The 25,060-nt window shown below is 47.7% G+C and carries 19 protein-coding genes and 1 pseudogene; 13 read left to right on the top strand and 7 right to left on the bottom strand.

The window, feature by feature from the left end:
* The first annotated feature begins 336 nt into the window (after positions 1 to 336).
* Positions 337 to 2,334: a DNA sulfur modification protein DndD gene (gene dndD, locus QUB25_RS24660; protein ID WP_333187141.1), complete on the top strand. Its 1,998-nt coding sequence runs from the start codon at positions 337 to 339 to the stop codon at positions 2,332 to 2,334.
* 278 nt (positions 2,335 to 2,612) lie between these two features.
* Entirely contained in the window at positions 2,613 to 3,014 is a 402-nt protein-coding gene (gene dndE / locus QUB25_RS24655; RefSeq protein ID WP_190660605.1) for a DNA sulfur modification protein DndE, read from the top strand.
* A gap of 62 nt (positions 3,015 to 3,076) precedes the next feature.
* Here the strand turns inward: dndE and thiD are convergent, their stop codons facing one another.
* Positions 3,077 to 3,886, bottom strand: a complete 810-nt coding sequence (gene thiD, locus QUB25_RS24650) for a bifunctional hydroxymethylpyrimidine kinase/phosphomethylpyrimidine kinase (RefSeq protein ID WP_333187138.1) — start codon at positions 3,884 to 3,886, stop codon at positions 3,077 to 3,079.
* Between the two features lie 152 nt (positions 3,887 to 4,038).
* Here thiD and QUB25_RS24645 point away from each other — a divergent pair, with 152 nt between their 5' ends.
* The gene (locus QUB25_RS24645; RefSeq protein WP_333187135.1) at positions 4,039 to 4,803 is read left to right on the top strand and encodes an MBL fold metallo-hydrolase; all 765 of its coding nucleotides are present in this window, start codon (positions 4,039 to 4,041) and stop codon (positions 4,801 to 4,803) included.
* Between the two features lie 56 nt (positions 4,804 to 4,859).
* Here QUB25_RS24645 and ftsZ read toward each other — a convergent pair whose 3' ends face one another.
* Entirely contained in the window at positions 4,860 to 6,134 is a 1,275-nt protein-coding gene (gene ftsZ, locus QUB25_RS24640) for a cell division protein FtsZ (RefSeq protein WP_333040673.1), read from the bottom strand.
* Positions 6,135 to 6,440: 306 nt separating this feature from the next.
* Entirely contained in the window at positions 6,441 to 7,343 is a 903-nt protein-coding gene (locus QUB25_RS24635; protein ID WP_190660598.1) for an FtsQ-type POTRA domain-containing protein, read from the bottom strand.
* A gap of 336 nt (positions 7,344 to 7,679) precedes the next feature.
* Here QUB25_RS24635 and QUB25_RS24630 point away from each other — a divergent pair, with 336 nt between their 5' ends.
* From QUB25_RS24630 to QUB25_RS24615, 4 genes are all read left to right on the top strand, one after another.
* The gene (locus QUB25_RS24630) at positions 7,680 to 9,011 is read left to right on the top strand and encodes an ATP-binding protein (RefSeq protein ID WP_333187130.1); all 1,332 of its coding nucleotides are present in this window, start codon (positions 7,680 to 7,682) and stop codon (positions 9,009 to 9,011) included.
* 682 nt (positions 9,012 to 9,693) lie between these two features.
* Entirely contained in the window at positions 9,694 to 15,165 is a 5,472-nt protein-coding gene (locus tag QUB25_RS24625; RefSeq protein ID WP_333187127.1) for a WD40 domain-containing protein, read from the top strand.
* Between the two features lie 184 nt (positions 15,166 to 15,349).
* Entirely contained in the window at positions 15,350 to 16,156 is an 807-nt protein-coding gene (locus QUB25_RS24620) for a TPM domain-containing protein (protein ID WP_333040666.1), read from the top strand.
* A 100-nt stretch (positions 16,157 to 16,256) separates the two neighbouring features.
* The gene (locus tag QUB25_RS24615; RefSeq protein ID WP_006632961.1) at positions 16,257 to 16,880 is read left to right on the top strand and encodes a precorrin-8X methylmutase; all 624 of its coding nucleotides are present in this window, start codon (positions 16,257 to 16,259) and stop codon (positions 16,878 to 16,880) included.
* 168 nt (positions 16,881 to 17,048) lie between these two features.
* Here QUB25_RS24615 and QUB25_RS24610 read toward each other — a convergent pair whose 3' ends face one another.
* The 3 genes from QUB25_RS24610 to dapB form a co-directional block, all read right to left on the bottom strand.
* Positions 17,049 to 17,228: a hypothetical protein gene (locus tag QUB25_RS24610; RefSeq protein ID WP_333187125.1), complete on the bottom strand. Its 180-nt coding sequence runs from the start codon at positions 17,226 to 17,228 to the stop codon at positions 17,049 to 17,051.
* Positions 17,229 to 17,300: 72 nt separating this feature from the next.
* Entirely contained in the window at positions 17,301 to 18,011 is a 711-nt protein-coding gene (locus QUB25_RS24605) for a phosphate ABC transporter permease (protein WP_333077073.1), read from the bottom strand.
* A 217-nt stretch (positions 18,012 to 18,228) separates the two neighbouring features.
* Complete coding sequence (gene dapB, locus QUB25_RS24600; protein WP_333060554.1) at positions 18,229 to 19,056, bottom strand: 4-hydroxy-tetrahydrodipicolinate reductase; 828 nt, start codon at positions 19,054 to 19,056, stop codon at positions 18,229 to 18,231.
* Between the two features lie 302 nt (positions 19,057 to 19,358).
* Between dapB and QUB25_RS24595 the strand changes: the two genes are divergently transcribed.
* The 6 genes from QUB25_RS24595 (at position 19,359) to ruvC (ending at position 24,693) form a co-directional block, all read left to right on the top strand.
* On the top strand, positions 19,359 to 21,881 hold the full coding sequence (locus QUB25_RS24595; protein ID WP_333187121.1) for an EAL domain-containing protein: 2,523 nt from the start codon (positions 19,359 to 19,361) through the stop codon (positions 21,879 to 21,881).
* Positions 21,882 to 21,952: 71 nt separating this feature from the next.
* Positions 21,953 to 22,201, top strand: coding sequence for a DUF4160 domain-containing protein (locus tag QUB25_RS24590; RefSeq protein WP_333187188.1), 249 nt, complete (start codon positions 21,953 to 21,955; stop codon positions 22,199 to 22,201).
* 13 nt (positions 22,202 to 22,214) lie between these two features.
* On the top strand, positions 22,215 to 22,538 hold the full coding sequence (locus QUB25_RS24585; protein ID WP_333187118.1) for a DUF2442 domain-containing protein: 324 nt from the start codon (positions 22,215 to 22,217) through the stop codon (positions 22,536 to 22,538).
* On the top strand, positions 22,522 to 22,923 hold the full coding sequence (locus QUB25_RS24580) for a DUF4926 domain-containing protein (protein WP_333187115.1): 402 nt from the start codon (positions 22,522 to 22,524) through the stop codon (positions 22,921 to 22,923). The genes QUB25_RS24585 and QUB25_RS24580 overlap by 17 nt, the downstream gene beginning before the upstream one ends.
* A 30-nt stretch (positions 22,924 to 22,953) precedes the next feature.
* Positions 22,954 to 24,069, top strand: coding sequence for a magnesium chelatase ATPase subunit I (gene bchI / locus QUB25_RS24575; RefSeq protein ID WP_333040655.1), 1,116 nt, complete (start codon positions 22,954 to 22,956; stop codon positions 24,067 to 24,069).
* Between the two features lie 90 nt (positions 24,070 to 24,159).
* Positions 24,160 to 24,693 (top strand): crossover junction endodeoxyribonuclease RuvC, encoded by a 534-nt coding sequence (gene ruvC, locus QUB25_RS24570; RefSeq protein ID WP_333187112.1) that lies wholly within the window; start codon positions 24,160 to 24,162, stop codon positions 24,691 to 24,693.
* Positions 24,694 to 24,700: 7 nt separating this feature from the next.
* On the opposite strand, the pseudogene QUB25_RS24565 reads toward ruvC, so the two are convergent.
* Positions 24,701 to 24,985, bottom strand: a pseudogene (locus tag QUB25_RS24565) (Uma2 family endonuclease); the annotation flags it as partial.
* Positions 24,986 to 25,060: the final 75 nt, after the last annotated feature.

Genomic DNA, 25,060 nt, shown 5'->3' with positions numbered 1-25,060 from the left:
TTCAGTCCTCTTCAGAGGACTTCAGCTATGAGACAGGGATTTCAATCCCTGTCGGACTGTCGGACTCACACATCGACCCCGATCGACCAATCGAGTCGATCGGGCTAACCCGAAGATCCGCCGGGGATTGAAATCCCCGTCTCATAGCGAAAGTCGGTTAAAACCGACTAAAAACCCAGATTCAACAGTCACAAACTTCAGTCCTCTTCAGAGGACTTCAGCTATGAGACAGGGATTTCAATCCCTGTCGGACTGTCGGACTCACACATCGACACCGGACTGTCGGATACGCCGATCGCACCCACCAACTTTCATCCCATCTCAACAACATCTACAATGCAATTCCTCGAACTCGTCCTCAAAAACTTCGGCCCCTATGCAGGCACCCAAACCATCAATCTCCGCCCCGAAAAAGACGGAAATCCCTGCCCAGTTATCCTATTTGGCGGCATGAATGGTGGCGGCAAAACCACCCTCATGGACGCCATTCGCCTCGCCCTCTACGGCGGCCGCGCCCAATGTTCCACCAGAGGCAATTTAAGCTACAGCGACTTTCTCAATCAATGCGTTAACCGCCACACTCCCCCATTAGAAGATACCCGCGTCGAACTAACATTTGAACAAGTCCAAGATGACAAATTAGCTCAATTCAAAATAGTTAGATACTGGAAAAAAGTAGATATCAAAGACAACTTAAGCATTCTCATATACAGCGAGATTGTCAGCGATTGGTGGTCGGACAAAGCAATTACTAACACCTGGGACGAATACATCGAAACCCTTTTGCCCGTCGGAATATCCAACCTATTTTTGTTTGACGGCGAACAAGTAAAAGAACTCGCCGAACTCGAAACACCGCCGGAGTTTGTCGTCGGGGCGATTAAATCTCTTTTAGGTTTAGAATTAGCAGAACGCCTCGCCGTCGATTTAGAAATATTAGCCGGCCGCAAGCGGAAAGAAATTGCTGGCAAAAAAGACTTGGCTGCTTTAGAGAAAATCGAACAAACTTTTAAGAAAATTACTGATGAAATAGACTCAGCTAAGCAAGAACAAGCCAGCTTTAAAAACGAATTAGATAAAGCTCAAAAAAATCAGCAACAAGCATCAGAAAAGTTTATTTATGAAGGCGGAAAAATTGCCGCCGATCGCAGTCAGCTAGACAGCAAGCTAAACGACTACAGAAATAAGGCAGACAAAACCCGTCAAGCCATGATGGAATTGGCATCAAATACGCTACCACTCGCCTTAATTTCGCCTTTGCTAAGTGAAGCAAAAATTCAAGCAGAAACAGAAGCCAGCCAGCAGCAAGCAAAGATTGCCCAAAATGTTATCAAACAAAGAAGTGATCGCCTTCTCAACTATATCGCGGAAATCTCGTTAAATCCCCAACAGCTAGATAAAATTCAAGACTTCATCCGCCAAGAAAACCAAGAACTAGAACAGCAAGCGGGAACCGACTCCCCGCCCTGGATGAACGCCGACAACAACAGCATCCAGCAACTAGAAAACCTCCTTAGCTACCAAATCAAAGCCCAGCAAATTCTAGCCCGCGATCAAATAGAAGAAATCAAAAACATCGAATCCGAAATCGACTTCACAGACAGACAACTCGCAGCCGCAGCTTCCCCCGAAGCCTACGAAAAACTAGAAGAAGAAGTCAGGAAAGCCCAAAAAGCAGTCGCTATCGCATCCGCCGCCTGCGAATCAGCCAACCGCCGCGTCGATGAATTAGAGAAAGAATTAGCCAAAAACCAAAAAGAACTAGAAAGCTACAGCAGCGAATTCATCACCATCAGAAACAGCCAACACGTCATCGCCTCCATCGCCAAAGCCCAAGCCACCCTGAAACTCTTTAAAGAAAAACTCACCCTCAAAAAACTCAACAAACTCGAAATAGAAATTACCGACTGTTTCCGCTACCTGTTGCACAAAACCGACCTCGTGCACAGAGTTGCAATCGACACTCAAACATTTAGCCTCTCCATTTACGATCCAGAAGGCAAACCGGTACCCAAACACCGACTTTCAGCCGGGGAAAAACAATTGCTGGCGATCGCCTTTTTGTGGGGATTAGCCAGAGTATCCGGGAGACAATTGCCAGTGGCGATCGACACTCCCTTGGGCCGCCTCGACTCCTCCCACAGAAACAACCTAGTCGAACGCTATTTCCCCTCGGCCAGCCACCAAGTAATCCTGCTTTCTACCGACACGGAAATTAGAAAAGTAGAATACGAAAAACTCCAAGAATTAGAGGCAATCGCCCACAGTTACCTCCTCAAATACGACTCCGCCAAACACCAAACCACCGTCGAAAAAGGTTACTTCTGGGAATAAAAATTCAGGCTAAAAAATAGCCGCAACCCCCTTGACTTTGCTGGGGAGTTGCGGTAGTATATATAGCATAATGGGATGGTGGCGAAAATTTTATTTGTGCCACCATCCCATTATTAAGGATAAATCCTACTACAATCAAAATACAAAAAAAAACCGATTTAATCAAGTCGCGCCGTGTAAAAAAATGTTAATTATTCCAGTTATTTAGAGGCTTTGCTTCCGCAATATTAACACAGTTTACAATATCTTTTTACAATATACCAAACACTCTCAAACTCATGGAACCACCAGTCGATCGCATCCGCCTCTCCCAAACAGGAAAAGACCAACTATCAAAACTGAAACGATCGACTAAAATTGACCAGTGGAACATCCTGTGTCGGTGGGGATTTTGCCGATCGCTCGCCGAACCCAGCATCCCATCGCCAGTACCAATTCCCAGCGACAGCAACGTCGAATTAAGCTGGGATGTCTTCGGCGGCGACATGGCAGATATCTTGATAATTGCCCTCAAGCAGCGCTGTCACCAAGATAATTTAGGCACAGAAAAAGAAACTCTAGCCAAACAATTTCGCCTGCACTTGCACCGAGGGATTGGTTATTTGGCCGGCGATCCGAATATTAAGAAAATCGAAGACTTGGTGGCGATCGCTCTATCGCCTGAGAAATTAAGAAATTAAACGAACCGCGAAGACGCAAAGGACGCGAAGAAAGAAGGGAAGAGAAGGGATGAGTTCACAATTTACTTCAGTAAAAGGGGGAAAAAATGACCTACTGGCCCTTGACCTTCCCCAATATCCAAAGCATATTTGAGAGCAGTAGTCACATAATCCTTAGCCAATGTCACCGCTGTAAACAAATCTTTCCCCAAAGCCAAATTAGCCGCGATCGCAGCACTCAAAGTACAACCAGTCCCGTGAGTATTCCCAGTATCAACAGTCTCAGTCTTCAACACATCCAACCGCGTACCATCAAACCAAACATCAATTCCCCGCAAATCTCCCGCCATCCCGCCGCCTTTCACCAAAACAGCTTTCGCACCCAAACGGTAAATCTGCTGCGCCGCCGATCGCATATCATCAACAGAATTAATCTGCAAACCGCTCAAAATCTGAGCCTCAAACCGATTCGGAGTCACGACAACAGCCATTGGAATCAAAACATCCCGCAAAAATGCGATCGCCCCGTCATCAATCAATCGATCGCCCGATCGTGAAACCATCACCGGATCGACAACCAAATTCCCTATACCCAAAGCTTCCACCTGTGAAGCCACCGCCGCCATAATTTCCCGATTCAGCAGCATCCCAGTCTTCACAGCATCCACCCCAATATCCCCAACTACCGCCTCAATTTGAGCCGCCACAGCCTCCGCAGACAAAGCATCCACCCGCGTCACCCCCAAAGTATTTTGAGCCGTCACACAAGTTAAAGCACTCGTACCGTGCACGCAGTGAAACGCAAAAGTCCGCAAATCCGCCTGAATCCCGGCCCCCCCGCCACTATCAGATCCAGCCACAGTCAAAGCCACAGGAATCCTCGATTTAATCATCTTCTTTCAACCGCAGATAAACGCCAACTTTCCCCAGACACATCCCATCTTATCCGCGTTCATCAGCGCTCATCCGCCCTCATCTGCGGTTAAAATTGCCAAACAAAATTAGCTATGATTAAACCAAATGTAAAGAATTATTGCAAACAACTGTGAAAATCACCCGAATCGACCTCAACTCTTGGATCTTCCACATCTCCGGCCAAACCATCCTCGTCGATCCCTGGCTGGTCGATCCCCTGGTATTTTACGGTCAACCCTGGCTGTTCACCGCCTACCACAACACGCCCGTCGCCTTCACTCCCAGCACCTTACCGCCGATCGACCTCATCCTGATTTCCCAAGGATTAGACGACCACTGCCACAAACAAACACTCGAACAGCTCGATCGCACAATTCCCGCGATCGCCTCACCCACCGCCGCCAAAGTCCTCAGCAGTTTAGGCTACACTAATATCACATCCTTAGCAAATTGGCAAGAGTTAAATTTTAAAGAAAAGTTACAAATTACTGCCGTACCCGGAGCCGAAATCGGGCCGGGACAAGAAGAAAACGGCTATTTGCTCAAAGATCTAAGCAGCGGCGAGACACTTTACTACGAACCGCACCTGCCACCATTAGAAAAAGTCAAACAGAAAATAGACACAGTAGACGTAGCCATCGCCCCAGTCCTCGGTCAAATCTTCCCATTCCTCGGACAAGTCATCATCGGCCCTTCGGAAGCCCTCAGCCTCGCCCAAACACTCAAACCTCGGTTTTTCCTGCCTACAGCGGCGGGAGACATCCGAGCCACAGGCATTTTACAAATGTTAGTGCGATCGGTTGGCAGCATCCCCGAATTTCGCGATTTGCTAGCAAAATCGGGACTTTCCACCCAACTCCTCGAACCCGAACCAGGCCAAACCCTAGAAATTTGAGATTTTAGATTTTAGATTTTAGATTTAATCCGCCATCCAAAATCCCAAATCCAAATTTATCTAGGCGGGCGACGGTTACGCAAAAACTCAGGAATATCCAATCCCAAATCCTGCGGCGGTTTCGCTTTCGGATCGGGCGTCTGTTGAGCAGGAGTCGTCGGCACAGTTGCAGCCCGCCAAGGAGCATTAACATTTTGCGTCCGCCCCGGAGTCGGAGGCGGGGAAACTTCCCCCGAAAAACCAGTAGCGATCACAGTAATCTTAATTTCGCCCTGAAGCCGCTCGTCAATCACTGCTCCAAAAATAATATTGGCATTGGGATCGACAACCTCGTAAATCGTCTCAGCCGCGGCATTCACCTCGTGCAGCGTCATGTCTGTACCGCCAGTGATGTTAAACACCACACCTCTAGCGCCCTCAATAGACGAAGCTTCCAGCAGAGGCGAAGAAATAGCCTGCATCGCAGCCTCCCTAGCCCGCGACTTGCCAGAACCCACGCCGATGCCCATCAAAGCCGAACCCGCATCAGCCATTACTGCCCGCACGTCAGCAAAGTCAACATTCACCAAACCGGGAATAGTAATAATGTCAGAAATACCCTGAACCCCTTGGCGCAGGATATCGTCAGCAACTCGAAAAGCCTCTTGTACCGGCATTTGTTCCGAAATCACAGACAGCAACTTGTCGTTAGGAATTACGATCAGCGTATCCACCCGGGTTTGCAAAGCCGCAATCCCTTCTTCAGCTTGGCTGGTGCGCCGCCGTCCCTCAAACGTAAAAGGCCGCGTCACTATGCCCACAGTCAAGGCGCCCATTTCCTTAGCGACCTCAGCCACGATCGGAGCCGCGCCCGTGCCCGTACCGCCGCCCATGCCGGCGGTGATAAATACCAAATCCGCGTGATTCAAAGCATTAGCAACCTCGTCGCGAGATTCCTCCGCAGCCTTTTGACCGATCGCCGGATTGCCCCCCGCGCCCAAACCGCGCGTCAACTTCTGTCCTACTTGCAAGCGTTTCGGAGCATTTGAGAGAACCAGAGCTTGGGAATCTGTATTCACACACCAAAACTCGACACCAGAAACCTCGCTGGCAATCATCCGGTTAACGGCGTTGCCCCCACCGCCGCCGACGCCAATTACTTTGATTTTGGCAGCGCTGCTGGGCATTATGTCTTTGGGATTGACCATAGGATCGATATCAATACTATCTACATTTACATAACCAGACTTGCGTCTAAAGGGATTGGCGGAATCTGCAGCCACCGGAAAATTTTTTACTTCTTCCGAAGGGGGACTGTCTTGGTCAGACCCCTGTCTATTATTAAGCTTCATTAGAGTCGGGGATAGTAGATTACAGCTTGTTAACTAAACGCCAATTCACAATCAACTATAGGCTAAGTTGCGCGAAAAACTAACACTGGTCGATGCTTAATGTTAGCAATCTCGGATTTGGCCGACCTCGCTAGCCCAGACCTCGCTTGACGCCATCCAGATACTTGACCGGATTAAGGCAGTTGTAAGCAAGGCAGAAGGAAAAAAAATGGATGCTAGCCCCTGATGCGGGGCGCTGTCCAAAAACTGTGCTGATTGCAAGCCCTGCCTATCGATCGATACCTTCTACCTTCTGTTGGCAGAGAATCAATTCTGGGCGCGAGTGGGTGCGGGGGTGGAACTCTCCAAACTGGGGGGGAGTTCTGGCAAATGGACGATCGGCGAAGCAGGATTTTTCAAGTCAATGTAGGCTATTTTGCTTGAATCTATCTGTTTTGGCAATTGTCGCATTCGGTCTAAAACCTTAAGTTGCTCCGCAGTCTTGGAACTGTACGGCCCTAAGTGTACGGTACCGATCTCTGTTTTCAAGATCAAGTTGTTCGGGTTTTGCCAATTAATCTCAAACACTTTCACCGTCAAGCCGCTGAGTCCTTGGTAAAACTTCGGCCAATAGGCGCGATACTGTTCCAAAGGCCCGATGACTTTTAAAGTGGGCAAAGAACGCTGAGGCTGCGTTCCCGGAATGCTGCCGGGCCCGATCGAACTATTCTGCGATCGTACAGCAGTATAACTATCCGACGGCATCCAACCTCCGCGAGCGTCCAGCCACCCCACTTTTTCCTTCTCACTGTTCGATTTCAACACCGCAGTCGGCTGCGCCACCGCCACTGGCAGGCGTTCTGCCACTTCGACAGTCAAACTCGGCGGAAACAAGTTACGAGTCACCTTCGCTTTGGCGATCGGCCCCGTGGACTCCAGCTTTTCGGCCAGGGCCTGCGGTTGAATCCCCCACAGCGACTGCGGGTAAGACAGCGGCACCAAAGACCGCACCGCCTTATCCGACAGCCACTGATTGCCCTCCACCTTCACTTGTTCCGATCGGGCAATTAACCAAGCCGGCTGAGCAATCCACCACAGCAAACCTCCAGCCATTGCGCTTGCTGCCAGCATTTGCCACACAACAGCCGCCAATCGAGCGCGCCTCTGCTGCCGCAACTTTTGGCGCCTGCGCCCTAACTCTGTTTGAGAAACCGCTCCAAAACTAGCCATCTACGTCTTGACAATATAGTAATTAAGGATTAGCACAAATTCAAAACTGTTTAATCTCTCTCTTGAACCCTGTTTTCCCCTACCATTTAACCAGATCTCCGCAAATTTACCCAGGCTCCTGCCAATATCAGTAATATCACTGATCCCCCTAAGTAATAAAAAATTATTAATTAAAAATTCCCAATTCCAGCGCCGGGAAAACCCCTTACCAGATCAAGGTTCTTTGGGTATTTAGGGCATTACCCCACAGTGCAAAAGGTTACAAATCAAACTAAACTCAACTAAAGAAAGTTTAGACTTTCGATTAACTTTTTTAACTTTTATTCGGCTTCCATTGTGATCGCACTCGAATTAGACAGATTCTATAAAGCCTGCAACCCGAGCAAGACCCTTGTTGCGGGAGACCCAGGAGATTATCAATACTACATTGATTTTGGTTCCGTGCGTGGGGGCAAAATCATTGAATCTTTACAGCGAACCATTACCCGCATCTCCCCCAACGAGCCAACCTGTCAGCTATTTACAGGACATATCGGGTGTGGCAAATCTACGGAATTGTTTCGACTAAAAGCTGAGTTAGAGCAAGAGGGTTTTTGCGTCGTCTACTTCGAGTCTTCCCAAGACTTAGACATGGGTGATGTAGACATCAGCGATATTTTGCTGAGCATTGCGCGCCAAGTCAGCGAAACTATGGAATCCGCTAAAATCAAACTCAGACCGAGCTATTTTACCAATCTGTTTGCAGAAGTGGCAGAATTTTTGCAGACTCCCATAGATTTGTCAGCGGAAGCCGAGTTATCTGTAGGCATTGCTAGAGTTACTGCTAAAACTAAAGACTCTCCCAAACTGCGATCGCAACTCAGGCAATATCTCGAACCCCGCACCAACAGCATTTTGCAGTCGATCAACGAAGAACTCCTCAACAAAGCTAACGCTGAACTCAAGCACCAAGGCAAAAAAGGGCTCGCAGTCATCGTTGACAACCTCGATCGCCTCGACGCCTCCCTCAAACCCAGCGGACGCACCCAGCCAGAATATCTGTTTTTAGACCGCGGCGAACAGTTGAAAAAACTTAATTGCCATGTTGTCTACACGATTCCCCTGACTTTGATTTTTTCCAACGACTTCGGCCGCCTCGCCAGTCGATTTGGAGTCAAGCCCAAGGTGATGCCGATGGTACCGGTGCAAATGCGATCGGGCGAAGACCACATTGAAGGAATGGCGCTCCTGCGGCAGCTAGTATTAGCTAGAGCTTTCCCGAAAGTTGCTCCCGATCAACGCATTGATTTGATTTCCCAGGTGTTTGACTCTCCCGAAACTTTAGATCGGCTTTGTCGGATTAGTGGCGGTCACGTTCGCAATCTACTGATGCTTTTATATAGCTGTTTGCAGCACGAAGACCCTCCCTTTTCTCGCGAATGCCTTGAAAGCGTCATTCAAGAATATCGCGATGACCTTTTGGGAGCCATCAATGACCTGGAATGGGAATTGCTGTTTCAAGTCGTCAAGCGACAAAGTGTAACCGGCGAAGAAGAATCTCAAATCTTGTTGCGAAGTATGTTTGTCTTTGAATACCGCGATCAAGAAGGTCGTTGGTTTGGGATTAATCCAGCCCTAGCAGAAACCAGAAAATATAAGGAGTGGCTGCAGCGCTGTGAAGCAAAATAGTTGGGATTTTTGAGATAGCTTCGTGACTCTGAGAACCCTTAACCACGAGGGACTTAGAAAGTATTTAACTGAAAAATCATCCCTCACAACTCCGAAATATTACCATCCAATACATAAATCAGTCAGCGGTTTTTGCCACTGGCTGATTTCTGTTGAATGCTTGCTATAGGTGGTAAATGTTATTATCGTGTAAAACTTTGCCGCCACTAAGGACTTTACCCACTCTCAACTCTCATATCTGCAATGTCAGACCCCCTATGTCTGTTTTTATCTGTTGCTCTTAATTTAAACTAATTCCATCCCGGAAGACATTTTTTTGACTGTTGTGCTAAATGCCTGCTACAGATATATCGGAGTTTTTTCCTAATAGCTAGCCGTTGGTACGATCGTGAACTTAGCATTTGGCTATTTATGATCGGTAGTCCTTTATATATAGCTGAATCAAAAAATCTAAGATAACATTAAAATTTTATTGGGAAGTCTAGCATTCTCTAAGATTCAGAGGTATGATATCTTTACATTGGATCTAATAACTATGTAAGTATTGATAGGACAAGTACGGAAAACTACGTATTTATACAGAGATAAAGCGTCAGACAGAGACGGGGATGTCTAAGTAGAGACGCTTTCAGTCACGATTGGCGAGCGTTAGGTAATTGATTAATGAAAAAGAGGTGCACGCATGACCGATCTAATTAAGGTACAAGAAACTGCCAACTACAACGAGCGATCGCTCAAAACTCTGGTCAGGTCAATCACAATGTCTCAACACCAATTCTCGCTAATTTTGGTGCGCTGCAACTACGAGCAGTTGCGGCAACAAATAGCGCAGCGGCTGCGAGAAGTGTCCCCAGTTCCAATTCAAGATATCGTCCTGCCACCTTCAGTCAAAACCCTTTACACTACTCTGCAGGCAAGCACTTTCCAGGAGGGGTACTCGCCTGTCGGTGCCGCCTCGGCTTTGATGGTATTCGGTTTAGAAACAGTAGTAGCGATCGACGAAGTGATGGCTTCTACCAATCAAGTGCGAGACGAATTTCGCAAAAATTTTTCCTGCCCAGTGATTTTGTGGGTAACAGATGACATCGTGACCAAAATGATTCGTCTGGCCCCGGATTTCAAAAGTTGGGCCGCCGCCACAATTAAATTTGAAATGGGCGTTGACGAATTAATTAATTTCCTCGCTAGGCGGGCCGATACTATATTTAAAATAGGCGAACTCAATCAAGAACTCACCAGCAGCAACGTCAGCACCATCGCTAATTGTGAGACCTGCGAAACCCAGTGCGAAAAACGCGGCCTGGAGCGCGAAATGAGCCCAGGAGAACGCTTTCTAACTTTTAACTCAGGGCCCCAAAACCGACGACCATCAGAAGTCCACTCGTATTCGCCATTGAGTCCGGGCAATACCTTCGATTTGGCGATCGGCTCTTTGCCACGCCGAGAACTAGAATTAGCTTTAAGAGATTTACAAAATCGCGGTGAAGAATTAGAACCAGCCCTCAAAGCCAGCCTGCAATTCGTTCTCGGTCGAGATTACTATGTTAGCGACCAAACCGAAACTGCCTTAATTCACTACCAAGAAAGTTTAGTATTTTGGCAGCAGAAAACGGGCAACTGGGAACTGGCAAACTTGGAACATTCCGAAAACCCAGAAACCTTCTCCTCCTTGTCGAATCCTGTCCCCAAAATTTTATTTTTAGAGAGAGAAGGCATAGTGCTGTTTCACATAGCCCTGTGTCACCGGTTGCAAGCAGCCAGAAACCCGGTAGCCAACCGCCACCACTGGGAACAAGCTTGGATTAGCCTGGAACAATCTAGAAACGCTTTCTCCCTTGCTTCACGCCCGGAATTGGTCGCTGAGGTGACAGCACACCTCGGAGAAGTGCTGCAGCGCCTGAAAGCTTGGGGAGAGTTGCAAGCATTAGCTGAAAATTCTTTGCAGTTGCACTTCACTTACGGTACTCCCAGCCAACTAGCTCAAGATTACGGCTTTTTGGCTGAAGTTGCCCTGCAAGAGTCGAGGTGGAGTCAAGCCCGCCAGCTAGCGGAGTTGGCTTTGGCGATTTTGGATCAAACGCCTAATGATTTGAGATTGCTGATTGAAGATTTGAGATTGGGGTTTGAGGGAAATTATCCAGAAATTGTGGGTTCTAACGAGTTAAGTAACGAACCCAAATCTAAAATCCAACATCCTAAATCCGACAGGAGTTCGTATCTTTTACTTTTAGCCCGAAGTTTGCGGCAGCTAGGCCAGTGGGAAGCGGCGGTTCATTCTTTGGAGTTGGCTCAATCTCAAAGCGAGCCGAAGTACGACCCCCGACTTTACATCGATATTTTGACGGAATTGCAAGCGGTTTATTTCGAGCAGGGAGAGTACCTTAAAGCGTTTCGGATTAAAAAAACCCAGCGGTCGATCGAATATCAATACGGATTTAGAGCTTTTATCGGAGCCAGCCAATTGCAGCAGCAGCGCCAAGCGGTCAATCCTTCAGGTCCCTCAGCTCAAAATCAAGCTGCCATCGCAGCGTCCATGACAGCTTACTCGCGCCAAAAAGATATCAATAGCTTGCTAGAAAGAATTAGCAGGGACGACCATAAATTAACTATTATTCACGGGCCCAGCGGTGTTGGGAAAAGTTCTCTAGTCAATGCCGGCTTAGTACCAGCTTTGAAAAATATTACTCCGGGCGCGCGGGATACATTGCCCGTAGTAGTCAAAGTTTACACCGACTGGCTGGTGGAGTTAGAAAATGCTTTGAACAGCGCACTGTACGACAAACAAGCCGAAGAGGAAAGTAAATTAATCTCGAAAGGACTACAGGAAATCAACAAAAGAAGTTGCTCGGTTATTCCTGCTCGCAGCTCGGAAGTCTCTTCTTTTATTATAGATAAGTTGCGCGAAAATGCCACAAATAATTTGTTGACTGTCCTGATTTTCGATCAATTTGAAGAGTTTTTCTTTGTTTCGACTTCAGTGGCACAAAGACAACTTTTTTATAATTTTTTGCGGTTGTTTTTGAATTTGCCTTATGTCAAGATAATTCTGTGCTTGCGCGAAGATTATTTGCACTACTTACTAGATTGCGATCGCTTCCCAAATCTTGACGCTATTAACAATAATATTCTCGACAAAAGCATCCGCTACCAACTGCGGAGTTTTTCTATCAAAGACGCGCGGGCTGTCATCGGACACTTAACAGAACGGGCGGAATTTTATTTAGAGCCGGCACTGATCGATGCCTTCGTAGAAGATTTAGCAGACGAACTGCAAGAAGTGCGACCAATCGAATTGCAGGTAGTAGGAGCGCAACTGCAAGAAGAAGGTATTACCAGTCTAGCACAATACCAGCAATTGGGGGACAATCCCAAAGCGGAATTAGTGAAAAGATCGCTCGAAGGAGTCATCTCTGACTGTGGTCTGGTTAACGAAGATGCAGCGTGGAAAATCTTGTTTTCCCTGACAGATGAAAGAGGCGTTCGCCTGATAAAAACCAAACACGAACTCTCGTTAGTGACAGGCCAACAGCCAGCAGACGCGGGCGAAAAAGAATTATCGGCGATCGGCAGAAACAGAATTCCCTTACACCGACAGTTCGCAAAAGACCCAGAAATCCGACAAAAGAAAACCGACAACCTCGACTTAATTTTAGACATTTTAGTGGGTCACGGTTTGCTATTTCTGCTACGGGAAGCGCCCGAAGACCGCTATCAATTGGTACACGACTATTTAGTGCGACCAATCCGCCAAAGATTCGGCTTAGAAGCCCGACTGCATAAAGCAGAAGCAGATAAAAAAATGAGTCAAGCACAGCTCTATCGAGCCAATACTTTTCTCAAACAACTGCTGGGAGTAGCAGTAATCGGCGTCATGCTGCTAACCAGTTCTACCATCGCCGCCGTAAATTTTTGGTGGCGGGCTGTGGGTCAAAAACAGCTAGCTGTCGCTCAAACTCAGCGAGCAGAAATCAGTACCCTGACAGCAGCTTCTGAAGCACTTTATTTCTCAAACAACAAATTTGACGCCATGATGGAAAGTTTGAGAGCTGGTAAAAAGTGGAAACAGATCGAACACTCCCAACAAATGTATACTCTCAAAGACACCGAAATTCTGATTTCGGCTGCCCTCCAGCAGGCCGTTTATGGAGTCAAAGAACGCAACCGCTTGGAAGGACACGGCGATGTAGTTTGGGGTCTTAGCTTCAGTCCAGACGGGGAAACAATAGCTTCTTCCAGTGTAGATAAAACAGTCAAACTTTGGCGGCGCGACGGCAGTTTGCTGGCCACTTTCAAAGACCACACTAACAGTGTCTCCTGTGTCGCGTTCAGTCCCGACAACAAAACTATAGCCTCGGCAAGTTTAGATAAAACTGTCAAAATATGGCAAACTGACGGCAGTTTGCTGGCAACTTTCAAAGGGCATACTAATAGCGTTACCAGCGTTGCTTTTAGTTCAGACGGTCAAACGATCGCCAGTGGCTCTACAGATAAAACTATCAAACTTTGGAAAACCGACGGCACGCTGCTGAGAACGATCGAACAATTTGCTCCCGTAAATTGGCTAAGCTTCAGTCGTGACGGCAAAATAATTGCTGTGGCGAGCGATGACGGTAGTGTGAAACTGTGGAGTTCTGACGGCAGGTTAATCGCTAATTTATGGCACAGCGAAAACAGACAACCCTCGAAAATTTACACCGTCAGTTTCTCCCCCGATGGTGAAACGATCGCCAGTGCAGGTGAAGATAAAACGGTGAAAATCTGGAGCATCGCTGCACTCAAACACCCACCAACAGAAAATTCAACACAAGCAAAAAAAGGTGAACTGCTAACAACTTTGCGCGGACACAGCAAGTGGGTATTTGGTGTCAGTTTCTCCCCCGACGGTCAAACACTTGCTTCTGGAAGTGCAGACGGGACTGTCAAACTCTGGAGTCTTGCTGGTGTTGGCGACAAACGCCCAACTGATGCTAGCAACATTAAACCAGAGAGTCGCTTACTGAGAACTTTTGAGGGACACGCCGATCGAGTTACTCAGGTGAGTTTTAGCCCGGAAGGCAAAACCTTGGCTTCGGCGAGTTTTGACAAAACTATCAGGCTGTGGCGACTCGATGACGTGCCGCTCAAAACCCTCGACGGACACCAAAACCGGGTGCAAAGCGTTACTTTCAGCCCCAACGGCCAAAGGCTGGCTTCTGCTTCTACGGACAACACTATCAAACTCTGGAGCCGCACGGGGGTTTTGCTGGAAACCTTGGAAGGACACACTCAGAGAGTCGCCAGCGTCAGTTTCAGCCCCGACGGTCAGCTACTTGCTTCTGGGAGTTACGACAAAACGGTGAAAGTCTGGAGTTTGACAGAAGATGGCATGAATAATATTCTCCCTTGTCCATCGGCTCCGCTATTCCCGTGTTCGCCTTCTGTGCTGTTCACTCTCGACGGCCACGCCGACAGCGTGATGAGCGTGAGTTTTAGCCCCGACAGCGAGGTTCTGGCTTCGGCGAGCAAGGATAAGACTGTGAAACTCTGGACTAGAAACGGCAGGTTGATCAAGACTTTGACGGGACACACAGGCTGGGTGACTGGGGTGACTTTCAGTCCCGACGGCTCGATGCTGGCTTCTGCCAGCGATGATGGTACTCTCAAACTCTGGAATCGGGACGGTCGTTTGCTGAGAACTTTTGAAGGAGCTCACAACAGTTTTGTGTTGGGGGTTGCTTTTAGCCCTGATGGCAAAATGCTGGCTTCGGCTGGTTACGACAATTCGGTGAAATTGTGGAAGGTAGACGGGACTTTGGTGGCGACGCTGCTGAAGGGTTCTAGCGACAGCGTGACTAGCGTGGGTTTTAGCCCGGATGGTTTGTTGGTTGCTTCGGGCAGTTATGACCATAAGGTGAAGCTGTGGAGTCGCAGCGGGACTTTGCTGAAAACTTTGACGGGTCACAAGGATAGCGTGATGAGTGTGAGTTTTAGCCCGGATGGGAAGGTTCTGGCTTCTGCGGGCCGGGATAATCGGGTGATTTTGTGGAATTTGGATCTTGACGATTTGCTGGTGAGGGGCTGTGACTGGGTGGGAGATTATCTGAGAACTAATCCTAATGTGAGCGATCGCGATCGGCGTCTCTGTGAGGGGGTTGGGGCAAAATCTCAATTTTAGTCATTTGACTGTTGACGGTTGACTGTTGACGGTTGACTGTTCAAAACTTTCCTTGCCCGAAATCTTCCCCTTGCTCTCGGCTTCCTGTAAAGTAAATAATTGTAAAGAAATATGAGTTTTCTCTTATCCTCTGGTTAAGACCGCCAGCTAGCATTCACAATTAAGACCCGGATTATAAGTTCCTATGTCACAGCTTTTCCCGCGAAAATTTCTAGCCTCTGTTGCCGCATTTTTTCTGGCTTTGTCCGTGTGGACGATCGCACCTGCGGCTCACGCTTTCAATAATCCCGATTTGTTGCCGTCAACTCAGACGCCGATCATTGACTTAGCTAAAGCCCTTACGGATATTGAAGAACAAAATTTGGCAAAAAATTTAAAGGCATTTGAAGCCGAAACCGGCTGGAAACTGCGAGTGCTGACTCAGTACGATCGCACGCCCGGTTTGGCTGTCAAAAGTTATTGGGGGCTAGATAACAAGAGTGTGTTGTTAGTTGCTGACCCCCGAGGAGGCAATTTGCTCAATTTTAATGTGGGCGACTCGCTGTATCCGCTGCTGCCGCGCACTTTTTGGGTGGAACTGCAAACCCGTTACGGTAATCAATTTTTTGTGCGGGACAATGGGGAAGATCGAGCGATTATTGAATCTTTGGAGTCGATAGAAGGCTGTTTGCGTCAGGGCGGATGCCGGGTGGTTCCCGGTTTGCCGAGGGAACAGTGGGTTCTGACGTTAATTACGTCGGTGCTTGGTGGCGTCATCTGTGGGTTTGCTGCTCAGCCTCGGAAGCCGGGACAGGTTGTGGCTTGGCAGTGGGCGCTGATTTTTTCGCCGCTGTGGGGCATTCTGTTTTTTGCTTTCGGACTTGGGCCGGTGGTGACTCGGACTTCTGACTGGTTGCCTGTGGTTCGGAATGTGGCCGGTTTTGCGATCGGAGCTTTGGTGGCATTCCTGACTCCGGTGTTGGGCAAATCTTCTTCGTCGTCGGAAACTTAGTTGTCAGTTGGCAGTTGGCAGATTTTACTCAACAGTCAACGAATGACTAAAAGCTGGTAAGCTGATACCTGACAACTCACAGGCGACAGCTATCCAACAAATGGAATGGCACGTAAGCGATGCCCAGAGTCTGGGATTAATCGATAACGAAATTGGCGACCACGGTTTTTCAGCGGCGGAGTACGAAATAGTCCGCCGCGTGATTTATGCGACTGCTGATTTTGAGTACAAGTCTTTAATTAGTTTTTCCGATCAGGCTTTGCAGGCTGGGGCGGCAGCTTTGGCTGCTCGGACTACGATCGTGGTAGATGTGCCGATGGTGCAGGTGGGCATTACGCCCCTAATCCAAAATACCTTTGCGAATCCGGTTTACTGTTCGATGGAGGCTTTGACACGCCCCCAAAAGGAAAGGACGCGGGCGGCTTGGGGGATTGAAACTTTGGCAAGACGCTATCCTGAAGGGATTTTTGTGGTGGGTCAGGCTCAAACTGCTTTGTCGGCGATCGTAGATTTGATTGAATCTGAGGAAATTCGGCCGGCTTTGGTGATTGGGACGCCTTCTGGGTTTGTAGGGGTGGACGTGGCTAAGTCGCGGCTGCACGATTCGATGATTCCTCACATTCGGATTGAGGGCCGCAAGGGCTCTGCGGTGGTAGCTGTGGCTATTGTTAACGGGCTGGTGGATTTGGCTTGGCAAGCTTACGGCCAAGAGGGGAACAGTTGATCGAGAAGTCAGTCGATTTTAGATTGTAGATTGACTCCACAGATGAATCTGAGAGCTGGAACTAATACTAAATTCGGTTTAAAAACCCCCTGTGTAAGACTCGGTGGTTGAAACCGCTGCTAGACTTGCCTTCCATCTCTCTCTAAGAGACTAAAAGATCAAGGGGTATTAAAGCCGGATTTGGGATAATTCATGCTCTTTGAGGTCTCGATTTTTATCGATAAATACAGGATTAAGGCAAAATTTGGTAAGTTGCCGATCGCGCTTAACATGAATTTGGGCGGCTTCGCCTCGATCGGAACTAAAAAAGATGAAACTGTAGGGGCTAACCTGAAAAACAGTAGGCATTAGCCACTATCTTGTGAATTTTGTCCTAAGTTTAACTTGCGATCGCTCTTAAATTTGTCGCTACTATCAATATTAATAATCAGCGGGCGATCGCCTTTTTACATCTCTGCTTTGATTAGTCCGATCGCGGTCTTTTTTCCTGCCTTTTTTAATTTGCTGGCTCATCTCGACAAACAAATCTCTACGCAGATAAGGATAGTCGCTCACCCACACGTCGCGGCTGGGAATGTAAATATCTGAAACTTTGGCAATCCGTCCCAAATCTTCTTGATTCGACATGATTAACATTAAAGCAGCTTGGCCGGGGGCAATTCCTTGGTGATCTTTCCGCAAGGGAGCTCGAAGTGTAGTAGTAAATCCGGTTTTGTCGCCGACTTCTAAATTAATTCGCGGTTCTAGGTTGTCAACTATTACGAGTTGTCCTTTTTGATTGACTGTTTCTTCTTGACTGGTAACTTCATCTGTAATATATATATCCAAAACTCGTCCTTGCCAAAAACCGCAGTATTGATATTTGCGGCATTCTGCATTCCGCAAACTCGCCCACAAAATCGGCCCCCACAGCCAGTACAAACCAGCTATCAATCCGGTGATTAAAACTAGCGGCCCGACATCGGAACCGGCGAAGTTGTAAACTACCAGGAGGAAAACTACGGTGACGGCAGAGATTAACATTCGCCTCAAAAAATCGGGCGGTTTTCCCCAGATATATTTGTATTGCGCTCCCGTGGCGACGGCGGGAATTAGTTCTTGAAAGGTTTCGCGGGTTAAGGGAATTAGCATAGGAAGTTCGGCAACGAGCAATGTAGGGGATGCAACGGCTGTCTGTTCGGAAGCGGATTATATTAAGGGATTGAACAGATTTAAGGGATTGATGTTGAAGTCAAAAATCAGAAGTTAGAAGTCAAAAGTTAGAAGTTAGATTAATTCCACATTACTTATGACTAATGACTAATGACTAATGACTAATGACTAATGACTAATGACTAATGACTAATGACTACAAGATTTTTTCCAGGCCGTAAACGAGCGATCGCAATTCAAGGACTTTGCGTATAGACAGCAAGACTCCTGGCATATAACAAGCGCGATCGCTCGTATCGTGTCGTAAAGTATAAACTTGACCGGCGCCGCCAAAAATTACCTCTTGGTGGGCAATTAAACCGGGTAAACGGATGCTGTGAATGCGAATCCCTTCATCAGCCAGTGAACCTCGAGCTCCGGCTAATTTTTCGGTTTCCTCAACTTCTGGCGGATTGAAAGTTTTTCCCATTTCTGCTAACATTTGGGCAGTTTGAATTGCCGTACCGCTGGGGGCGTCGGCTTTTTGATTGTGGTGCAGCTCGATAATTTCTACGTGTTCAAAATACTGAGATGCCGTGACGGCAGCTTGTTGGAGCAAAACCATGCCGATCGAGAAATTGGGTATGATTAAACACCCAGTGCTAGCTTTGTCAGCAAATTCAGCTAAGTTTTTAATTTGCTCGCTGCTCAAGCCAGTAGTGCCGACTACCGGGCGAATGCCGTAAGCTATGGCCGATCGCACGTTTTCATAAACAGACGAAGGGTGCGTAAAATCTACCATCACCCCTAACTGCTTTTCCTGAGCTGCTAATACCAGCATTCCTTGCAAGTCGTCTGTGATGGGAACTTCTAACGGGCCGCATCCGGCTAATTCCCCGGCATCGGCGTTGAGGCACTCAGGAGAGCGGTCTACAGCCCCAAATAAGGTCATGTCACTAGCATGGGCGATCGCCTTAATTACTTCGCGGCCCATTTTGCCTGCAGCACCGTTAACAATCACCGGAATCGGAAGTTGATTCGCCATCATCTCAAAAATATCCTGAAAGTTTGATCGACTAAATTTTAACGCTTGTGCGAATTTGGGGAAACAAGGAATGAAAGACAGGATTTGTCGGCAAATCTTCAAAAACCCGGTTCCCATTCGAGAAATACTTTGCCAAATCGAGTAATTAGCTTAAAGAAACTCGGTTGCGGCACAAGTTCTGAAAAAATTACATTCAATCTCATATTAAGCTCAATTCTGTAAGAACAGACTTGTGCAAAGCTAATTTGCACCGACATATTTTTTCTGTGACTGCCAAATTCTCTCGAAATCTTCGATATGTCATGTCTGTCGCAACTGGTCTCAACCTGAGTTCTCAAAACCGACGGGTCAGGATTTTGCCTGCAATGCTTGCGGGCGTGACTGTAACGCTGCTGAATATGGGAGTTCGGCAGTTGGGAGGCTTGCAAAGCTTGGAATTGGGGAGTTTTGACTCGTTAGTGCGCTTGCAGCCAGATTCGGACCCCGATCCGCGACTGCTGGTAGTGGGAATTTCTGAGGCCGATATTCAAGCTTTGGGGAGATTTCCGATTTCCGACGGTGCGATCGCTCAAACCTTGGCAAAACTGCAAAAGTATCAGCCAAAAGTTATCGGTTTGGATTTGTACCGGGATTTGCCTCAAGCGCCGGGACACCAAGAATTGTTGGCCGCGCTGAAAGCACCGAATGTTGTGGCGATCAACCAATTGAGCGATTCAGAAAGTCCGGGAGTGCCTGCGCCTCCGGGGATACCGCCCGATCGAGTTGGTTTTAACGACTTCGTACTCGACCCTGATGGCGTTGTACGCCGCAATTTGCTCTCAGTCTCGCAACCAGAAAAGAATACTGCTTTCTCGTTTTCTGTGCAAGTGGCTTTTTTGTATCTCAAAGACAGAGTGCAGCGGGAAAATAGCCCTGTTCATCCCCACCAAATCAACTGGGGAAAGGCAGAATTTGTGCCTTTAACTTCTGACAGCGGCGGCTATGCAAATATTGACACCACAGGCTACCAAATTCTGCTCAAATACCGTTCTGGTAAGGAGGTGGCGCGACAAGTCAGTATCAGGCAGGTATTGAAGGGAGAAATTGAACCAAGCTGGGTTAAGGACAAGATTGTGTTGATCGGGACGACGGCACCGAGTACCAGAGATTTGTTTTTGACGCCTTACAGCCCAGTTAAAAAGCAAAGTCCGAAAATGCCGGGGGTGTTGCTGCACGCGCAAATGCTCAGCCAAATATTGAGTGCGGTTTTGGATGGGCGATCGCTGTTTTGGGTGTGGCCGGAATGGGCGGAAATTTTGTGGAACGGTGCTTGGGCAATGGTTGGCGGGGTTTTGGCTTGGCGGATTCAGCACCCTGCGAGGGCTGGATTGGCTGGGGGTGCTGCATTGATGGGTTTGTTGGGGATTACTTATGGGATTTTTAGTGGGGGTGGGTGGCTACCGTTAGTGTCGCCGACTTTGGGTTTGGTGGTGACTGGTGTGGGTGTCAGTGCTTACAGGAAGCTTTACGATGCTTTTCACGATTCTCTAACGGGTTTGCCCAACCGGGATTTGTTCGTGGATTGCCTGGGGCGGGCGATCGCCAATACTAGGGGCCGGCGCAGCTATGTGTTTGCGGTGCTGTTTCTGGATTTAGACAGGTTTAAGGTGATTAATGATTCTTTGGGTCATTTGGTGGGGGATGAACTGCTGATGGCGGTGGTGCTGCGGTTGAGGGCGATTATTGGCTCCGGGGATACTGTGGCGCGGGTGGGGGGTGATGATTTTGCGATTTTGGTGAGGAATGTTGATGTTGCTAGTGCGGTGGATTTGGCCACTCGAATTCACGAAGCTTTAATTGTGCCTTTTGAGTTGAAGGGGCAGGAGGTGTTTGTGACTGCGAGCATTGGGATTGCCCTGGGGGGCGAACCTGCTGCTACTGTCAGGGAACAGCCGGAACACTTGCTACGGGACGCGCACACGGCGATGTACCGGGCGAAGGCTTTGGGAACGGGAAGGTATCAGGTGTTTAATGCTTCGATGCACGCTTTGGCGGTGGAGAGGTTGCAGTTGGAAACTGATTTGCGGATGGCCCTCAAGCGTCAGGAGTTTTTGCTGCATTACCAGCCGTTTGTATCTTTGGCAAGCGGGAGGATTATTGGGTTTGAGGCTTTGGTACGCTGGCAACACCCGCTGCGGGGTTTGATTCCGCCGATGAAGTTTATTCCGGTGGCTGAGGAAACGGGTGCAATTGTACCGCTGGGTGAGTGGGTGCTGGAGGAGGCTTGCCGGCAGTTGCGGCTGTGGGAGGAAATGTTTGGTTTCGATCAAGCTTTGATTATGAGTGTAAATTTATCTGGGAAGCAGTTTGCTCAGCCGGATTTGGTCGATCGCATTCAGGTGATTTTGGAAACAACGGGTTTGAGTGCGGAGAGTTTGAAGTTGGAGATTACTGAGAGTGTAGTGATGGAGGATGTGGAGTCGGCAATCGCGGTTTTGAAGCAGATGAAAGCGTTAAACGTCAAGTTGGGAATTGATGATTTTGGTACGGGTTATTCGTCGTTGAGTTATTTGAGTCGTTTTCCTACGGATACTTTGAAGGTTGATAAGTCGTTTGTGGGGCGGATGGAGATCGAAAGCGAGGGGGAGAATGTGGCGATCGTGCGGACGATTGTGGCGCTGGCTCACGCTTTGGGTATGGATGTGATTGCTGAGGGTGTGGAGACGGCGGCACAATTAGCTAGGTTGAGGTCGATCGGCTGCGAATATGGTCAGGGTTATTTTTTTGCTAAGCCGTTACCGAGCGAGGCTGCGACTGCTTTGATGGCTTCTGGGCCGCAGTGGTAGTGATGAGTTATTGGTCATTCTTCTTCGTGGTTATATACAATAATCTTCATATCGTCGTTTAAAAAAGCTTTATACCAGAAGTTGCACGATTTTACGGAATAATCATCAAAATTTTCTTTGGGGATCACCCACCTCCTCATTTTCACGCAGTTTACGGTGAGTACAATGCTTTGATCGGCATTGAATCTTTAGAGATTATTGAAGGAGATTTACCAAATAGGGTCCAAAAGCGGGTAAGAGAATGGGCTACGTTGTACCAGAAAGAACTGCTGGATATGTGGAATAGCCAAGAATTTAGTAAACTTCCGTCCTTAAAATAACTGTGATTTTTTTATGAAACCTGAGCGCATTGTTTCTGCTAAAGCTATTGACGATCGAACCTTGATGGTCAAGTTTACCAATCTTGAAATCAAGAAATACGACATCTCTAAGTTATTAGACAATCCGATGTTTGCGACGTTACGCAATCCTGGATTTTTCAGAAATTTTAAAATTGAACCTGGTGGTTATGCAGTGGTTTGGAATGAAGATATCGATATCAGTGAATATGAACTTTGGCAGAATGGAATTAGTTGCACGGATGAGGAAATTGAGCGATACATTGAATCTCTTCATCATTCGTTAGGAGGTAAGCACGATCGTGCCAGAATTATTTGATGTAGTCGAATTGTTTGTAACATGGTCTGAGTCTAATCTACACCTAGGTGTTAGAGGGGCTACTGTAGCTTGTTATGATGATGGAAATTACGAAATAGAATTTAGCGAGCGCTCTGGCGAAACGATAGCTTTGTGTACTCTGTCTACCGAGCAGTTTTTAGTTGTTTGGAAGTCGAAAGAAAGGCGTTGGTTGTCTGTATCTGAGCTATTAGCTGCGATGGTTGGACGTTTGTCAGACGAACGTCAGCAACAAGTTTTAGAGTGGGCGCGTTCTATGTCTCAGAAAGAGTCTGTTTTTGGCGGCGTTTTGAGAGGAATCACACAAACTCTGCACTTGGATTTCAAGGCTGCCGATCGACTGTTGTCCGCTTGTATGTCACAATAAACAAGCAATTATTATATTTTGAGTTATCCTGTGAGTCCTACTGCCGAAGTCAGCAATACCCTAAATGCGGGCGCTCTACCAACCGTTACCGCTACTCCAGCCCGCCGCGCTGTTTTTCCCTTCACTGCGATTGTTGGCCAGGAGGAGATGAAACTGGCGCTGCTGTTGAATGTCATCGATCCCAAAATTGGCGGGGTGATGATTATGGGCGATCGAGGTACTGGTAAATCTACCACAATCCGCGCCCTCACTGATTTGCTGCCGGAAATTGAGGTGGTGGCTGACGATCCTTTTAACAGTCATCCCAGCGATCCAGATTTGATGAGCGATGAGGTGCGCGATCGCACTTTATCTCAAACTGACATTAAAATCGCTCGCAAAAAAGTTCAAATGGTAGACTTGCCTCTGGGCGCTACCGAAGACCGAGTTTGCGGTACGATCGACATCGAGAAAGCTTTGTCGGAAGGTGTTAAAGCTTTTGAACCAGGCCTTTTAGCTAAAGCTAACCGCGGCATTCTGTACGTTGATGAAGTCAATTTGCTCGACGATCATTTAGTCGATGTTTTGCTCGACTCTGCCGCGAGCGGTTGGAATACTGTTGAAAGAGAAGGCATTTCGATCCGCCACCCGGCTAAGTTTATTCTCATTGGTTCCGGCAACCCAGAAGAAGGAGAATTGCGGCCGCAGTTGCTCGACAGATTCGGGATGCACGCAGAAATTCGGACTGTGAAAGACCCGAATTTAAGAGTAGAAATTGTCGAACAGCGATCGAGTTTTGACCAAAATCCGGCGGAGTTTCTCGCGAAATACCAGCGCGAACAAGATGAGATGCAGCAGAAGTTGGTGGAAGCTCAGGAAAGGTTGAAATCGGTAACTATCGATCGAGAGTTGCGGGTAAAAATCTCCCAAGTCTGCGCTGAATTGGACGTAGACGGGCTGCGGGGCGATTTGGTGACAAATCGGGCTGCGAAAGCTTTCACGGCTTTGGAGTGCCGCACAGAGGTGACTGTGGACGATATTCGCCGGGTGATGACTCTGTGTTTGCGGCACCGGTTGCGGAAAGACCCGCTAGAATCAATAGATTCGGGGTATAAAGTGACTAAAGTGTTCGATCGGGTATTCGGTCTAGAAACAACTGAGGGGTAATTAATAATTGGTAATTGGTAATTGGTGGTGAGGAAACATTTCCCAAATTTTTAATGCCTCCTTCCCCATTTCCAATTACTGATTCGGGCAATGGAAAAACGAATTTTAGGATTAGATCCCGGCTTAGCAAATCTCGGCTACGGGGCAATTTGCTGTCAAATTGTCCCCGGTAAACAAGATGAAAACTTTGTTTCCATGATTGATTGCGGCGTCATACAAACAACGCCCAAACAGGAAATGGGACAGCGGTTGAAAACAATTTACGACGATTTACACGCGGTAATTGAAGAGATTAAACCTGATGTAGCAATTGCCGAAAAATTGTTTTTTTACAAGATGGGAAATACCATACTTGTAGCGCAAGCGCGCGGCGTTTTGACACTGGTATTAGCGCAGTGTGGAGTGCCACTTTTCGAGTTTACGCCGGCTCAAATTAAGCAAGCTTTGACAGGGCGCGGTAATGCGGATAAATCTGAAGTGCAAGAGGCAGTGGCGCGGGAGTTAGAGTTGGGTTATATTCCGAAACCCGACGATGCAGCGGATGCTTTGGCGGTGGCTTTGACTGGTTGGTACGATGATGATATTTGTCCGAAGAAAATACAGTTGGAAACAGAAAAAGTTTGATGCAATATCAAATCATGGGCAAATTAAGCACAAATCCGGGCAAGACATCTTCTCCCGATAAACTTACAGGAAATTGTACAATCTCTACTTCGCGAGAAGGGCGATAAATTTCTACTTGTTCGTCTTGAGGATTAATCAGCCAACCCAAGCGCAAGCCGCTGTTTAGATATTCCTGCATTTTCTCCTGAAGCTGCCGCAGCGGGTCTGTGCGCGATTCCCTACGGGATAGCTTCGCTTCACGCAATTCTATGACAAAATCAGGACAAATCGGCGGAAATTTCTCTTGTTGTTCATATCATGTCCGGTCGATTAACCATGATATGATCGGGAGGAACACCACCCCCATCAAATAAAGAATGCCAAAACG

It is taken from the genome of Microcoleus sp. B3-D7 (genome assembly GCF_036705305.1).
Classification (GTDB): Bacteria; Cyanobacteriota; Cyanobacteriia; order Cyanobacteriales; family Microcoleaceae; genus Microcoleus.
The sequence above is the reverse complement of the archived record's forward strand: the minus strand, read 5'-3'. Positions and strand labels throughout refer to the sequence as shown.